Annotated in this window: 20 protein-coding genes; 13 read left to right on the top strand and 7 right to left on the bottom strand. The window is 44.3% G+C overall.

The window, feature by feature from the left end; genetic code table 11:
• The first annotated feature begins 8 nt into the window (after positions 1–8).
• From B4K11_RS17575 to B4K11_RS17555, 5 genes are all read left to right on the top strand, one after another.
• Positions 9–620: a TetR/AcrR family transcriptional regulator gene (locus B4K11_RS17575; protein WP_272965408.1), complete on the top strand. Its 612-nt coding sequence runs from the start codon at positions 9–11 to the stop codon at positions 618–620.
• Positions 617–1,804 carry an SDR family NAD(P)-dependent oxidoreductase gene (locus B4K11_RS17570; protein ID WP_272965407.1) on the top strand — a complete coding sequence of 396 codons (1,188 nt, stop codon included), beginning with the start codon at positions 617–619 and terminating at the stop codon, positions 1,802–1,804. Before B4K11_RS17575 ends, B4K11_RS17570 begins: the two co-directional genes overlap by 4 nt.
• Before the next feature lie 52 nt (positions 1,805–1,856).
• The gene (locus tag B4K11_RS17565; RefSeq protein WP_272965406.1) at positions 1,857–2,744 is read left to right on the top strand and encodes a carboxymuconolactone decarboxylase family protein; all 888 of its coding nucleotides are present in this window, start codon (positions 1,857–1,859) and stop codon (positions 2,742–2,744) included.
• Between the two features lie 94 nt (positions 2,745–2,838).
• Positions 2,839–3,525 carry an SDR family NAD(P)-dependent oxidoreductase gene (locus B4K11_RS17560; RefSeq protein WP_272965405.1) on the top strand — a complete coding sequence of 229 codons (687 nt, stop codon included), beginning with the start codon at positions 2,839–2,841 and terminating at the stop codon, positions 3,523–3,525.
• A gap of 15 nt (positions 3,526–3,540) precedes the next feature.
• The gene (locus tag B4K11_RS17555) at positions 3,541–4,140 is read left to right on the top strand and encodes a hypothetical protein (RefSeq protein WP_272965404.1); all 600 of its coding nucleotides are present in this window, start codon (positions 3,541–3,543) and stop codon (positions 4,138–4,140) included.
• Between the two features lie 69 nt (positions 4,141–4,209).
• On the opposite strand, the gene B4K11_RS17550 is transcribed toward B4K11_RS17555, so the two are convergent.
• Together B4K11_RS17550 and B4K11_RS17545 are read right to left on the bottom strand one after the other, a co-directional pair.
• Complete coding sequence (locus tag B4K11_RS17550) at positions 4,210–4,542, bottom strand: DUF1330 domain-containing protein (RefSeq protein ID WP_272965403.1); 333 nt, start codon at positions 4,540–4,542, stop codon at positions 4,210–4,212.
• A gap of 202 nt (positions 4,543–4,744) precedes the next feature.
• Complete coding sequence (locus tag B4K11_RS17545; protein ID WP_272965402.1) at positions 4,745–5,062, bottom strand: hypothetical protein; 318 nt, start codon at positions 5,060–5,062, stop codon at positions 4,745–4,747.
• Here B4K11_RS17545 and B4K11_RS17540 point away from each other — a divergent pair.
• Positions 4,989–5,777 (top strand): helix-turn-helix transcriptional regulator, encoded by a 789-nt coding sequence (locus tag B4K11_RS17540; protein WP_348703576.1) that lies wholly within the window; start codon positions 4,989–4,991, stop codon positions 5,775–5,777. The two genes, B4K11_RS17545 and B4K11_RS17540, sit on opposite strands and share 74 nt — an antisense overlap.
• 87 nt (positions 5,778–5,864) lie before the next feature.
• Here the strand turns inward: B4K11_RS17540 and B4K11_RS17535 are convergent, their stop codons facing one another.
• On the bottom strand, positions 5,865–6,425 hold the full coding sequence (locus B4K11_RS17535; RefSeq protein ID WP_272969910.1) for a helix-turn-helix domain-containing protein: 561 nt from the start codon (positions 6,423–6,425) through the stop codon (positions 5,865–5,867).
• A gap of 25 nt (positions 6,426–6,450) precedes the next feature.
• Between B4K11_RS17535 and B4K11_RS17530 the strand changes: the two genes are divergently transcribed.
• Entirely contained in the window at positions 6,451–6,609 is a 159-nt protein-coding gene (locus B4K11_RS17530; protein ID WP_292950412.1) for a hypothetical protein, read from the top strand.
• Positions 6,610–6,627: 18 nt separating this feature from the next.
• On the opposite strand, the gene B4K11_RS17525 is transcribed toward B4K11_RS17530, so the two are convergent.
• Both B4K11_RS17525 and B4K11_RS17520 read right to left on the bottom strand, forming a co-directional pair.
• On the bottom strand, positions 6,628–7,089 hold the full coding sequence (locus tag B4K11_RS17525) for a carboxymuconolactone decarboxylase family protein (protein ID WP_272965399.1): 462 nt from the start codon (positions 7,087–7,089) through the stop codon (positions 6,628–6,630).
• 92 nt (positions 7,090–7,181) lie between these two features.
• Positions 7,182–7,622: a hypothetical protein gene (locus B4K11_RS17520; protein ID WP_292950411.1), complete on the bottom strand. Its 441-nt coding sequence runs from the start codon at positions 7,620–7,622 to the stop codon at positions 7,182–7,184.
• 208 nt (positions 7,623–7,830) lie between these two features.
• Between B4K11_RS17520 and B4K11_RS17515 the strand changes: the two genes are divergently transcribed.
• Genes B4K11_RS17515 through B4K11_RS17505 form a run of 3 tightly spaced genes read left to right on the top strand, consistent with a single transcriptional unit; the run spans position 7,831 to position 9,351 of the window.
• The gene (locus B4K11_RS17515) at positions 7,831–8,394 is read left to right on the top strand and encodes a TetR/AcrR family transcriptional regulator (RefSeq protein ID WP_272977168.1); all 564 of its coding nucleotides are present in this window, start codon (positions 7,831–7,833) and stop codon (positions 8,392–8,394) included.
• Between the two features lie 41 nt (positions 8,395–8,435).
• Positions 8,436–8,723, top strand: coding sequence for a YciI family protein (locus B4K11_RS17510; protein ID WP_272965397.1), 288 nt, complete (start codon positions 8,436–8,438; stop codon positions 8,721–8,723).
• A gap of 22 nt (positions 8,724–8,745) precedes the next feature.
• A complete protein-coding gene (locus tag B4K11_RS17505; RefSeq protein WP_272965396.1) occupies positions 8,746–9,351 on the top strand; it encodes a DNA-3-methyladenine glycosylase I in 606 nt (201 codons plus the stop codon).
• Positions 9,352–9,577: 226 nt separating this feature from the next.
• On the opposite strand, the gene B4K11_RS17500 is transcribed toward B4K11_RS17505, so the two are convergent.
• Positions 9,578–10,243: a hypothetical protein gene (locus tag B4K11_RS17500; protein WP_272965395.1), complete on the bottom strand. Its 666-nt coding sequence runs from the start codon at positions 10,241–10,243 to the stop codon at positions 9,578–9,580.
• A 74-nt stretch (positions 10,244–10,317) separates the two neighbouring features.
• Positions 10,318–10,899: a CGNR zinc finger domain-containing protein gene (locus B4K11_RS17495; protein WP_272965394.1), complete on the bottom strand. Its 582-nt coding sequence runs from the start codon at positions 10,897–10,899 to the stop codon at positions 10,318–10,320.
• Between the two features lie 187 nt (positions 10,900–11,086).
• On the opposite strand from B4K11_RS17495, the gene B4K11_RS17490 reads away from it, so the two are divergent.
• The 3 genes from B4K11_RS17490 to B4K11_RS17480 all read left to right on the top strand — a co-directional run.
• Complete coding sequence (locus B4K11_RS17490) at positions 11,087–12,019, top strand: alpha/beta fold hydrolase (RefSeq protein WP_272965393.1); 933 nt, start codon at positions 11,087–11,089, stop codon at positions 12,017–12,019.
• Positions 12,020–12,024: 5 nt separating this feature from the next.
• Entirely contained in the window at positions 12,025–13,002 is a 978-nt protein-coding gene (locus B4K11_RS17485) for a zinc-binding dehydrogenase (protein WP_272965392.1), read from the top strand.
• A gap of 33 nt (positions 13,003–13,035) precedes the next feature.
• The coding region (locus B4K11_RS17480) for a GNAT family N-acetyltransferase (protein WP_292959474.1) at positions 13,036–13,462 on the top strand (427 nt) is incomplete at its 3' end.

Raw genomic sequence — 13,462 nt, 5'->3', positions numbered from 1 at the left:
CAAAACAGATGGCTAGAACACGAGATATAAAAAACTACGACGACGCAAAAACGCGCTTACTTGACACAGGAATGTCACTAATACGCTCTGAAAGCTTCTCAGGTATTGGCATTAATGACGTCCTTAAAAAAAGCGGCGTACCGCGAGGTTCTTTTTACCACTATTTCAAAAGTAAAGAGGCGTTCGGTCTAGAAGTAGCCCAGTACTATCATGGCTTGCAAATAGAGGGCGCAAACCAGGTATTAAATGATCAAACCCTCACTCCTATAGCTCGCCTGGAAGCTTTCTTTAGAGGCGCTAGCGAAGAATTTAAAACTCGCAATTACGCAGAAGGTTGCTTGATGTGCAACCTATCAACTGAGTTAGCAGACACAAATGATGAGTTTCAGAAAATACTCAAAAAACATTGGGCGGAGCTCTCGTCGGAAGTTGCAGACTGTTTAGCGCATATTCAGCTTGGTGATATTGGTTTAGGCCACCTGACAAATATAGAAGCTGCGGATTGGCTTATGAACGCTTGGAGTGGCGCATTGGTGCGCATGAAAGCGGAGCGTAGCGAAGCCCCACTGCAACTCTTTGAAAAAACCATATTTAACATTAAGAAAGGAACACGCAAATGAGTAAGAACATATTAATCACCGGAGCAAGCCGAGGAATTGGTTACTTGACAGCCAAAACACTTGCCAAAGGAGGCCACCATGTCATTGCATCTATGCGAGATATTAAAGGACATAATGCGGCTATTGCTACCGAGCTTGCTGGCTGGGCGGTAGAGCATGGTCATTCTCTGGAGGTAGTAGAACTGGATGTTACGTCCGAAGGTTCCGTAGATTCCGCGATACAAGCTTTGGAAGAACGTTTAGATATTGATGTGCTTATTAATAACGCAGGCATTATGCCTTGTGGCATCACAGAGGCTTATACGCCTGAGCAGGTTTCAGCATGCTTAGATGTAAACGTTGTCGGTGTTGCTCGCACCTGTAGAGCCGTTCTCCCGCACATGCGTGAACGAAAATCAGGGCTTCTAATCCATATAAGTTCAAGTTCCGGTCGGCTTGCGATGCCCTTCTTTGGGTTGTATTGCGCGAGCAAATGGGCACTCGAAGCTATGGCAGAATCTATGCATTATGAACTCGCCAGCTTTGGCGTGGAGTCCATAATCGTTGAGCCTGGTGGTCATGGTACTGATCTGATCCAAAGCCCTCCCGCCCCATCCGATACACGCTGCATAGAGTCATATGGTGATATCGCTAAGGCGCCAGCGAATATTGTGGACATGTTCCAAGGCGTATTTGCCCAAGGGGATAAAAGTACCGACGCACAAAATGTCGCAGACCAGCTTGCAGAACTTGTCGACATGGAAGGCGATCGGCCAATACGCACGACAGTTGGCCATAATATGGGGGTTGACCAGATCAACACGCGAGTCGCGCCAGTGCAAGCTGAGTTTATTCGTTCATTTTTACCGATGGCAGGCATAGAAGCACAGGATAACAGATTGTTTGTTTCGGCAACGATCACCTTAAAACCTGAATACTACGACGAAGGCTTAGCCGCCCTTGAATCTATTATTCCTCAAACACTCAATGAGCCGGGCTGCCATGTATTTTCTCTCATGAAAAATAAAGAGGGTAATGGGGCGCTTCACCTTTTCGAATGTTTTGAAAATGAACAAGCCTTGCAGCTGCATTATGAGCAAGACTATACCAAAGCTGTTTTTGCTCAATATGAAGAGTGGTTAGAGAAACCCGTTGAAGTAACAAAGATGCTCGCATCCTCTTCGGTAACTTCGGCACAGTTTTAGTTCTCCAATGACCTTGCTATCGTCCCGCTTACCTATGTGGATTGTTAATAAAATGACTGATCGAAAAAGCAGTTTGGCATTTGTATTTATTGCAAGTCTCCTGGTATCGGGAATGGCAGCAGGTGCACAGCCAACCCCTGCCAAGGAGAGTATAGATATGAATTTGTACAAGCGAGGTTTACAGAACCTACAAAAAATCTCCCCAAGCACGGAAGGTACGCCCTTAACAAATGGCATGCCTTCCGCTCTGGCTGAGCACTTTATCAGTTTTCTTTACGGCGAAGTTTATGAATCCATAAATCTTTCGCCTAAGAATAGAGAACTGGTATTGGTGGCTGGGTTGATCGCAATGGGTGAGAAGACAACTGAGTTAAGCGTTCATATTAATGGTGCACTAAATTCGGGCTGGTCAGTTCTGGAGATGCAGGAGGTGATGCTGCAGATGTCCGTTTATTCGGGCTTGCCATCTTTTGTAAATGGAATGAATACACTAAAAGAAGTGTTAGATCAGCGTAAACAAAGAGGTATAACAGATGTAACAAGCCCACCCTTAGCCTCTAAGCAAAAAACAGAAAAATCAAGGCTAGAGATTGGCTCTAATCAGCTCGAGAAGTTGCAGGTCATAGAGGCTAAAGCGCTTCAGGACGCATATAAAGATGTTTCGCCTAACTTTGCCAAACATGTTATTGAATATGCGTTTGGCGAGATATTGTCGAGACCGACGCTAGACTACCAAACGCGAGAAATGATCACGATTGCGGCGCTCACTGCAATGGACGCAACAAACCAATTAAAGTTTCATATACAAGGTGCACTAAACCTTGGAATCCTCTCAAGAGAGATTGCCGACATTATTATTCTGGTGGGAGCCTACTCAGGCTTTCCTTCAATGGCAAACGCAACAAATGTTCTAAAGGAAGTACTCAATGAACGAAAGTAACACGACGAGAAGCACTGCCTGGTAATTCAGAGAGTGCGAATGAGAAACCGAGTAAGTCAACAATCGCCAAATACATATTTTCAGGAGTTTAACTATGCCAAATGTACTTATTGTTGGAGCAGGAACAGGTTTAAGTGCTTCGTTAGCTAGATGCTTTAGAAAGGCGGGATACTCGGTTTCTCTTGCCGCGCGCAATACTGTAAAACTCCAAGAGCTTGCCCATGAAATAGGCGCACAATTATTCACCTGTGATGTGAGCGAGAAAAGTGATGTACACACGCTATTTGAAGAATTGGATAACCACAATTTTATGCCTGATACCGTAATCTACAATGCGGGAGCATATACCAGAGGCCCTATTACCGAAATTGATACAGATATCACAAAAGAGACGTTAATGATTAATAGTTTTGGGGCCTTATTGGTAGCACAGCAAGCAGCCAAACGAATGCTTAAAAATGGACGAGGAGCGATGCTGTTTACCGGTGCCTCAGCGGGTATTAAAGGCTTCTCTCAATCGGCCCCTTTTGCGATGGGTAAATTTGCGCTTCGAGGGTTGTGTCAGAGCCTGGCAAGAGAACTCGCACCTCAAAACATACACGTTGCGCACTTTATCATTGACGGCCTTATTTACTCTGCCGACAGGGGGGCCCCTTATGATGATCCAGCAATCACGCTGAATCCTGACGAAATTGCGAAAACCTATCTTTATGTGTCAGAGCAAGAACGTAGTGCTTGGACTTGGGAGTTAGAACTCCGCACTAATACCGAGAGCTTTTGAGCTATAGGCCACACTATGACGACCCACAAATTACTTTTATTCAGCGCAATTATAGCTTGTCTATTAATCTCAAGTTGCTCATGGATTACACAAGATCATTATTTTTCAAATAATGATCCTTCATCTCCATGGAAAAGTCTATTTAGGCATGGCGTCCCATCCAACAAAACAGAGGGCTACCCAGATACATCATTAGCCATTTTAGAAAGAAGTGACGTTAAACTAGTTGTGGATGTTAGCTATCAAGAAGTGACATTTTCGGGACCCATGTTTCTGCCTATTTTCCCTCACCTTTTTTCTTCTGAATCAGACAACGAATTAATCGTTAGGGTTACGATTGATAGTGACAATGAACACGTCGTGTTGCCGCCAACTAATTGGCAGCTAACTGATCTAAACAATGATTCTACCTACACCCCAATTGATAGTTCTGAACCATCAAAAACAACAGCTACGAAATTACTATGGGCAAGGTTTCCCGTATCAGAATCATCGCTACAACGCATAGAGTTAGACTTTGGAACAGCTATGAAGAATGAGCAAGTTATAGATATTCCAAACTTACGTTTAACTCGTGATAAGGGTGATTGGCGCATCAATCATTTTTCATTTTAGATTCTCATGTAACGAACCATTAAACTGACTTGGTCGATAGCACGGCAAGCGGAGCTTCAGCCAATTGATTTAGGTGTCCTTACACTCAAAATAGCCAGACTGAATCAAGTCATCTGTTTCACTGATTCCTGGAACGATTGTTGCCCAACCTTCAGTTACAGCGTTTCTGAAAATCGATACTTCTTGATGTTCCTTAGAATAAAACCATTGACTAGCCGCCGCGAAGTTCTTGAACTTGTAAATCACCATATTTGGAAAAGTACTTCCTTCAATGGTTTTTACTGGGCTGCCGACAATAACTTCTGCTTCATATTTCTCGTCAATAGGTTTAACAAGCTCAGTGAGCTGATCAATTTTGCGGCGATCAAGTATTTTATAATTAAAGATTACATATGCTGACAAAACTAGCTCCTTTATCTTCTGCAAATTTTGATCGCAAATGCGACACATTGAAGCAGGGAGGCCCTCATAGTCGCCTAAAACCAGCGTGAGATCACTACGCTGACATTTAAGCTTGTATGTCAATGTTGGGTTGCCTTGCCTTACCCTGCAATTCTATCAAAGAGCTTAATCCTCTTTCGTAATGTTCTAGCGCCTGCCTGTTTTATTCTGTTGGCGCTAGGGTCTTCCGATATGTTATGGCTTTTTCGAAATATTCAATAAAGTTAATTTTATTCTCATATACAGCATCCGCTTGAGCTTTAGTGTCTTTGGTTATATCTAAGCCCCCTTCAGGAAGGATAAGCGGTGGAAAATCTATATCGATTTCACCAGATTTCCAAAGGGCATCGAACTCGCTACGGGATATATTGGTGAAGTCATAATTTCTTTGGCTGATTTCTGCCGTTTTGAGGATAGTTTCACCAAATTCGGCGGCAATATCTTGCCCGTTAGAACTCCTTTGCGCAGAAGCGCTACTCAAGCTCGCCTTAAAAGCTCGCGGTGTTACCTACCAGATTGTTGCTAACCATATTGGAGTTTCAGAGCAAACGATCAAGCGACTGTTTAAGGAAAAAGATTGCTCTCTTAGCCGTTTAAATGATGTGTGTGAAGCTATCGATATCTCTTTGTATGATCTACTGGATGTCGCGCGGGAATTCTCTGAGTCTATGACGAGTCTTAATGATGATCAGCAAATATGGTTAGCTATGAACCCATCACACTTTCATTTTTTGTTCTTTTTGACCTCCGGCTATGCTTTACCAGATATTCAAGAAAAGTATCAGTTAAGTGAAGCAACTCTATTTCGCTATCTAAGAGATTTAGATCGACAGAACTTTATTGAATTGTCCGCCCAAAATCAGTTTCGGCTGAAGGTGGAAGGGAAGCTCCTTATGACACTTAACGGTAAACTGAGCAAGTTGGTACGTTTTCGCAATCATGATTTCCTTGATTATGTCTTTGATTATCACGATGACGTAAACACGTGGTTTTCCAGTTCATTTCGCTTTATGTCTGCGGATACGCTAAAAGCTCTACACTCTGATATGGAAGATATAATGAAGCGTTATCGTAAAGCGGCTTACCAAGATGAAAGTATATTACCCAGAGAACGGCTGCTCCCGATAAAATGGTCAACTGTGGCTGCTTCTTTTGATATTTGCGGGGAGTGGCCACTAGAAACCTATATAAATTGACTTGGTCGGGACAGTAATTATTTGCGACTAAGTGAGTGCGGATTGTATCAGAATTAGCAGCCACACAAATGGCTCTTCGAGAATCTTTTAGCTTAGTTTTATCCGTCCCGGAGTAACGCAGGCAATTTGATGAAATTCTCTTGTCATATGCGCCTGGTCGCTATACCCGAATAGGAATGCAACCTCAGCTAGGTTCGCTTTGCTATGTGTGCGTAGAAAATCTATCGCGGCTTTAGCCCTCAAGATTCGCTGATAGTGTTTTGGTGTGATTCCTAACCATAACCTGAAATGGCGCTCAATTTGTCGTTGGCTCATATTGATTTGAGCGCTCAATGCCGCCAGCGTCTCGACTTGCCCGATCAGCTTAAGAGCCTGCTCTAGACTATCAGGAATCGTATTAACCGCTTTCAGGGTATGGGCTGCCCACTGGTAAATCGCTTTAACCCTGCTTTTATTATCTTTTTTTATGCGTAGCTCAGAATAGATCTGATAAAAGCTGTGATGATCTTGCTCGGGGGTTAACAGGGTCGGTTTATCGTAATGCTGCATCATAACACTGTAGCCAGCTGCTGGATGAAAGCGAATCCCTGCAAGCTTCGCCCCAGACGTAAAAAGCACATTACCGGCCTTGCTTTTTACGGGTAACATAATGACCCCTTCCGTTAGGGTCTCATTGTCAATAGTAACCTCTCCGGACAAATTAAAAATAACGCCACTGCCAGCATCTGCATGGAGTGTTTTCTCCAGTGGCGAAGCTTGTATTACAGAAGCCGACCACACCCCTTGTACTAATGTAGATAGCGGAGGTCTTGGCTTTGATATTAAAAGCTGAAGGCTATTTTTATACGATTTATCCAGGTTTATAGCTTCCCACCTCAGGTCGAAACGTTTTAGCAATGCGATTCCAATTATTAATTGCATTAATTGCGATGGTTAAATCCACCACGGCTTTCTCACCTAAACATTGAACGGCTTTCAGGTATTCATTATCGTTAATGGATTTACCTGACGTTAAGCGTTCGCCCCAATCCAACGCAGTTCTTTCGATTTCGGTATAAAATGGCATGTCACGCCATGCACTAAGGCCAATCATACGCTGCGAAGTCTCTCCCGCACTCGCCAGATCTTTACTATGCATGTCTATACAAAAGGCACATTGGTTAATCTGAGAGACTCTCAGTTTAACCAGCTCCCATACCTTTTTAGTAAGTGTACCAGAGTCTTCAAATTGACTTTTCAAGTAGTCTTCAAGATTCATTAGAATTTGCATTGCTTGCGGGGATGCTTCGAAATAGTTGGTCCGCGGAGTCATCTTCCTACCCTCATATAATTTGAGATGGCAGGATAGCGAATATCTTTAATCAAGTTATTGAATATTTTCGACATACGTCCTGATCCGGCAAGCTAAACTGTATCATTTGTATATGACCTTACATTGAAACTCGCCCGCAGCCACGAGGAATCCCAACGAATACGTTTTTCCTTTGGCGACAGAAATTTGGGAGAAACAACAACCGGAACACCCAGATCTAGGTGCCGAGAAAAGAGTTGAGCGTTAACCGCTCCTTTCAGCCCATTATTCAGCATAGCGGTGACCGCAACAACATCTTTACATGATGGACATTGCCAAAATGTAGCCTGCTCCGATCCTTGTTTAATCTGAATAAGAGGCGCTCTCGAAGCCACGAGCAGACTCCCACCCCTATCAGAAATATAGGTGATTCGATTGGACTGGCAGAACTCACAATCACACGCACGTAACTCATAGCCTTCGATGGAATTTGGTAACGAGAGGCTAATCTTTACATTCCCACATAGGCAGTTAGATAAATAATTTCTTGGCATGTCGCTCCTTGATTCACAAGTCGTATTTACTTGCTCATAAACCCCCAAAGTTACAACAAGTAATGTGAGTCCAGTTGCTCTTTTTCTGCCCAAATACAGCATTGATATATGTACCCTTTAGAGCACTGGATAGGTTAGTCTATTTTTTTCTTGACCATATTAGGATGCTTGTCCTAGTATGGTCAAGTAACTTTTCCAGGTACTGAACATGGCTAGTCGAACCCGAGACAAGATAATTGATATGGCAGATAATTTATTCTACCAGCAAGGTTTCGAGAATACGTCGTTTGCTGACATAGCGAATAAGGTAGGTATCTCAAGGGGAAATTTCTACCACCACTTTAAGAGTAAAGACAGCATACTTGACGCTGTTATTAAGAGGCGATTAGCAAATACCGAGAAAATGCTAACTGACTGGCATGAGTCAGAGAACTCCGCCGAGGCTCGCATCAAGTGCTTCATTAACATTTTGCTAATGAATCGCGCCAAAATAAAGCTATATGGCTGTCCTGTAGGCTCTTTAACGACGGAGTTGGGCAAGCTTTCTCACCCTTTACTGAGCGATGCGAATAAGGTATTTACATTATTTAAGCGCTGGCTGACAACACAATTTAAAGCACTGGGGTACGATGATGTAAATGCTGAAGATCTAGCTATGCAAGTGTTGGCTCGCAGCCAGGGAGCTGCGATTGTGGCAAGCGCGTTTCATGATGAGAGCTTTCTTTATAAAGAAGTCGAAGCATTCAGTCTGTGGTTAGATGATGTCAACTAACAATATATCGCAATTGATACAATATTAATTAGGGTGGAGTGATGTTTATAATTTTTTTAAAGTTTAGTGAGAATAAGGCAATGGCAGCTGAATTTATGGAAGCTCATAGCGCCTGGATTCAGCAAGGAGTGGATGACGGTATTTTTCTTGTCGTGGGCAGTTTAAAGCTCCAGGGTGGTGGCTGTATTGTTGCCCACGAAAACAATCGTGAATTATTAGAACAACGGGTAAATGACGATCCTTTTGTTCAGGAGAATATCGTTAGTGCGGAGATTATTGAATTTACCCCTTCACGTGCTAAGAAAGAATTAGATTTCCTAATCAAGTAGAGTCTCAACGAAGGAGCGTTTTATGACGAATACATTTGTTGGTGTCGATGGAAAGCAGCGTTGTTCTTGGTGCAGTGCTACAGAAGATTACATTGCCTATCATGATCATGAATGGGGCTTTCCTGTTTCTGATGATTATCGTCTATTTGAGAAAATTTGCCTGGAAGGATTTCAATCTGGGTTAAGTTGGCGAACTATTTTGACTAAGCGCGAGAGCTTTAGGAAGGCCTTCAAACAATTTGACTTTAATAAAATTGCAGAATTTTCAGATAAAGATATCGAAAGATTGTTACGTAACGAGAAAATTGTTCGCCATCGAGGAAAGATAGAAGCAACAATAAATAATGCAAAGCGCGCTAAGGCAATGGTTGAAACCGAGGGATCACTAGCGGCATTCTTTTGGCGATATGAACCAGAATTCGTTGCACAACAACCTCAAAAGGTATCTACATCTCCCGAATCTATCGCTCTTTCAAAGGAGCTGAAAAAACGTGGCTGGAAATTTGTTGGACCAACAACGGCGTACGCATTTATGCAAGCCATGGGACTGGTCAACGACCATACTGAGGAATGCTTCCACCGAAATAAAGTGATACAAGCGCGCAAAAGATTTAAGAAGCCCGTGTAGAAATTTGTAAACCCTGTTAAATGCAGAACGATTGCACAGGAAGCAGATTTAGCCTCCCAACACTTTTTCATAGCGACCTCAAAGCAGATCGACATCTATCACTCTTTCAAAATAGCTGAAAACACTCTCACTGGGAGTGTATTACTTTTGGCTGCTAACAAAGATTACGAAATCGCTCGCACGTCCGTAGCATGCAGCTGGAGAAAGGTTAGTATGGTGTTAGAGGTCACAAGGTCTTTCTTAGTAAGTTGGACAAGCTCTTCCCCAGATTATCGCACTTCAATATCCCGCCGTGACATGGAATTACAATCGTAGGAGCCAGTTCTGAAATTTTCGTTTCAACCCATGTCCTGAACAACTCACTGTCTCGCACTCCATATCTTGGAAATGTACCAAGCAGTAATGGCTCTTGAGTAAATTCGCCTACTGCTGTTGGCTGAGCGGTAAAAGCATCAGTAACAATCCAGATCACTTCGCCTTTGTTCTTAATCTGAAGCCATATTTCGCCGGTTTTCAACCCATCAGGTTCAAGTAATTCAGTATTGTCCGGCAAGTTATTTTCTAAACTTCCCAATCCTCCAAATTTCAATTTTGTTATCTTCGAAAGTCGGGGTAACGCTGTGGTCGAGCAGACGAGATTAGCGTTTGGAAAAAACCGAAAATATTCGGCAAGCCCTTTATTGTGATAATGGTTAGGGGCCAAAAGATTTGACACATCACCCAATATCGATAAGCTTTCCCGTGCAGCGTCACCTAATCCAGCGACCGGACTATATAGGAGCATACTGCGATCGCTTAAGCGATACGCTGTACATCGTAATTTTCCAGTCTGAGCCGTATAGACTCCTTTAACACCTGTGAGTGCGTGAAAAATTGGTGATTTTTCTTTCATATCAGCCTCAATATTCTTAGACATACCTATGCAGATATAGTCTGATCACAACCCAACAGATCGCATCACAAGGACTAAGTCTTCTTCTGTTTATAGTGCGTAGCAGCTTTGGCACGATTCCCACACACTTCCATACTGCACCAGCGGCGCTTTTGCGTCCGAGATATGTCTTTAAATACAAGTACACAGTCGGCCCCTTCACACTTACGTATTTTAGTAGCTGGGGTTGTGGTCAGTAAATCGGCCGTACTGGTTGCGATCTCACCCAAAATAGAAGAAAGCGTCCGGTCGACCTCTGCGGGCTTAAGGCAAAAGCCGCTATCTTCGCACTCCAGCTGTTGCACTCGTTTTCGGCGTAAGAGATAGCTATTAAATACAGACAGTGAAGCCGTTGGCGCCTCATCGCCTCGCCGAAAAGCGGTGATCAACCGCGAGATCGCCTCTCGAAGCTTATGGACTTGCTTGAGGTCTTTTTCGTCAATGTTGCTATCAAAATCGATACCAGCAGTGGCAAGCCAGCTTACTAGTTGCTCTGGCGTACTCAACAAATCAACCTGTACGCCCTGCAACACAATCCGAGTATTGACGAAGTCCAGCGCTAGATTGTTACCCACAAATTGAAACGGTAGTGTTGGCATGTTTTTCGTCCCATCCATCTGCTGCTCCTTCGGCGTGACGCCCCTTCCGATACTCAGTCGGGGTTGCTCGCAAAGGCGGCAGCCGTGCTATTAACGAGTCAAATAATACTAACCACTATATATAATGTTGACAGGTTATTCCATGCCAATTATTCTAACCTCTCTAGATACGTTAAGCAGGTTATAAATAAGAGGGGCCACACTTATGAAACATCCAGCAACTACTCCCACCCTAAACAGCAGCAACTTTAACGAAGCACGGTATGGTTACGAAACGGTCGGTGATCATCAAATCTTCTTCCGCGAAGCGGGTGACCCTGAGAACCCAGCAATCGTGTTGTTGCACGGTTTTCCCACTTCATCCCATATGTACCGCAATATTATTCGGATGCTGTCGAATAACTACTATCTCATTGCGCCCGACTACCCAGGATTTGGTGAGAGCGACTGCCCAAGCCGCGAGAGCTTCTCGTATACGTTCGACAATATCGCCGAGATCGTTAACCAGTTTTTGGAGCAACGGGGTATTAATCAATTCTCGCTGTTTATTCAGGACTATGGTGCGCCAATCGGGTTCCGCATTGCTACTGAACACCCTGAGAAGGTAAAAGCTATTATCACGCAAAACGGAAATGCCTACGAAGAGGGCATCAACCGAGAAACCTGGGAGCCGATTATTCAGTATTGGGATCGACGAAAACCTGAGCTAGAGGAGGCGATTAAAACCAACATCTTTAGTCTTGAGGGTATTAAGTGGCAATATACACACGGCACTCGTAATCCAGACGGTATTGCACCAGAGAACTGGAATGTTGATTTCATGAAAATGTCACGACCAGGACAGCACGAAATTCAGCTCGACCTGTTCTTTGACTATCAAAACAATCTAAAACTGTACCCAGTTTGGCAACAATACCTGCGTGAGCACCAGCCACCAGTGCTCGTGGTGTGGGGTGAACACGATGCATTTTTCCCTGCTCCAGGAGCGGAGGGCTACAGGCGAGACCTAAAAAATGTAGACTACCACATTCTCAATACCGGACATTTCGCGCTTGAGGAAGAAGGACCCTTCATTGCCGAAAAAATTCGCGCTTTTCTCGCACAGATTCCTGCGTATTCAAAGCCTTATAAGGGGTAAATCTAATGCGAGCCATAGTCATTAAACAGCACGGGGGTGCGGGCAGTCTTGTTATTGAGGAGAGGTCCGATCCAGAACCACAGCTCGGATATATTACAATCGAAGTAAAAGCTTTCGGGATCAATCACGCGGAAATCTATTTTCGCGAAGGCGCGTGGGGAGATGTCGCTGAGATTAGCGGTATAGAATGCGTGGGTATTGTGAGGGCCGATCCGAGCGGCGCGCTCAGGTCTGGCCAAAAAGTCCTTGCCATCGTCGGCGGTATGGGGCGTAATCTTAGTGGCAGCTATGCCGAACTAACAAACGTCCCTATCTCTAATGTTGCCGCAATTAACACGGATCTTTCTTGGGAGGCTTTCGCGGCCATTCCCGAATCCTACGCAACCGCTTGGACTTGTTTGATCGGTATTTTATCGCTAACTAAAGGCCAAAAAGTGCTCATACGCGGCGCTACTTCTGCACTCGGACAGGCCGCGGTGAACATTGCCAATCATGCCGGTGCGCAGGTTATTGCGACGACACGTAATTTTGATCGTATAGCATTGCTGAAAGAACTGGGGGCTGATCAAGCAATAATAGACCGCCCGGATCTGTCGGAACATCTCAAACAAGAGCACCCAGACGGACTAGATTCAGCTCTCGATATTGTTGGAAACACAACTGTGCTGGATTCCGCTGCAACGCTGAAACGCGGCGGACAGGTTTGTCTAGCGGGATTCCTCGGTGGAGGCGGTCCGCTGGAATTCGAGCCCGTGTTTCAACTTCCCAGTGGGCGGCTCCTTAGCGTCTTTGCCAGCGCTGTGGCGACTGGAACGCCTGATTTTCCTTTGTCGGAGATTCCGTTCCAGAACATTGTCGACCGAGCTGCCTCAGGCGTGTACAGCGCAAAACCTGTGAGGGTGTTTGAGTTCGATGAGATTCAGGATGCACATCGCTTATTGGAGTCGGGAACAGCTGGAGGCAAAATCGTTGTACGTATCTAACCGAGCTAGAAACTAATACATTGGATTAGAACTATGGAACTTGAACTCATATCTAAACGTTTGCTATTGCGACCATTAACAGAGTCTGACGTTGCTTGGTATAGCAAAATGCTGACCGATTCCGACGTTGTGCGGTACATTTTCCCTACCACGCCACTGGAGATTGACGTCATCAATAAGATGCCGCACTTCCTGAAACGGGGAGATGGTGGTCGTATTGGTATTTGGGTGATTGCCGATCGACATTCGAATAGCTGTTTGGGTTCCATTTTTCTTCTGCCATTACCGATCGAAGATAAAACCAATTGGAACCAAGCAGCAGATAGAATATCACCGGATTGTGAAATCGAGCTTGGTTATACGCTTACACAAGCCTCATGGGGGAAAGGAATTGCGACCGAGGCTGCAAATCGTCTCTTGAAATTTGTCTTTGAGGAAACCTCACTGACGGAAGTGGTCG

It is taken from the genome of Neptuniibacter sp. UBA6509, from assembly GCA_002435145.1.
GTDB lineage: Bacteria > Pseudomonadota > Gammaproteobacteria > Pseudomonadales > Balneatricaceae > Neptuniibacter.
This window is presented reverse-complemented; position numbering and strand designations above follow the sequence as displayed.

What these genes read in the sequence shown, in the direction of transcription:
- B4K11_RS17520 (WP_292950411.1), bottom strand. Translation starts at nt 7,622, where the DNA reads ATGCCAAGAAATTATTTATCTAACTGCCTATGTGGGAATGTAAAGATT.
- B4K11_RS17495 (WP_272965394.1), bottom strand. Translation starts at nt 10,899, where the DNA reads ATGGATGGGACGAAAAACATGCCAACACTACCGTTTCAATTTGTGGGT.
- B4K11_RS17575 (WP_272965408.1), top strand. Translation starts at nt 9, where the DNA reads ATGGCTAGAACACGAGATATAAAAAACTACGACGACGCAAAAACGCGC.
- B4K11_RS17565 (WP_272965406.1), top strand. Translation starts at nt 1,857, where the DNA reads ATGACTGATCGAAAAAGCAGTTTGGCATTTGTATTTATTGCAAGTCTC.
- B4K11_RS17555 (WP_272965404.1), top strand. Translation starts at nt 3,541, where the DNA reads ATGACGACCCACAAATTACTTTTATTCAGCGCAATTATAGCTTGTCTA.
- B4K11_RS17570 (WP_272965407.1), top strand. Translation starts at nt 617, where the DNA reads ATGAGTAAGAACATATTAATCACCGGAGCAAGCCGAGGAATTGGTTAC.
- B4K11_RS17515 (WP_272977168.1), top strand. Translation starts at nt 7,831, where the DNA reads ATGGCTAGTCGAACCCGAGACAAGATAATTGATATGGCAGATAATTTA.
- B4K11_RS17560 (WP_272965405.1), top strand. Translation starts at nt 2,839, where the DNA reads ATGCCAAATGTACTTATTGTTGGAGCAGGAACAGGTTTAAGTGCTTCG.
- B4K11_RS17525 (WP_272965399.1), bottom strand. Translation starts at nt 7,089, where the DNA reads ATGACTCCGCGGACCAACTATTTCGAAGCATCCCCGCAAGCAATGCAA.
- B4K11_RS17500 (WP_272965395.1), bottom strand. Translation starts at nt 10,243, where the DNA reads ATGAAAGAAAAATCACCAATTTTTCACGCACTCACAGGTGTTAAAGGA.
- B4K11_RS17535 (WP_272969910.1), bottom strand. Translation starts at nt 6,425, where the DNA reads ATGTTACCCGTAAAAAGCAAGGCCGGTAATGTGCTTTTTACGTCTGGG.
- B4K11_RS17490 (WP_272965393.1), top strand. Translation starts at nt 11,087, where the DNA reads ATGAAACATCCAGCAACTACTCCCACCCTAAACAGCAGCAACTTTAAC.
- B4K11_RS17510 (WP_272965397.1), top strand. Translation starts at nt 8,436, where the DNA reads ATGTTTATAATTTTTTTAAAGTTTAGTGAGAATAAGGCAATGGCAGCT.
- B4K11_RS17505 (WP_272965396.1), top strand. Translation starts at nt 8,746, where the DNA reads ATGACGAATACATTTGTTGGTGTCGATGGAAAGCAGCGTTGTTCTTGG.
- B4K11_RS17485 (WP_272965392.1), top strand. Translation starts at nt 12,025, where the DNA reads ATGCGAGCCATAGTCATTAAACAGCACGGGGGTGCGGGCAGTCTTGTT.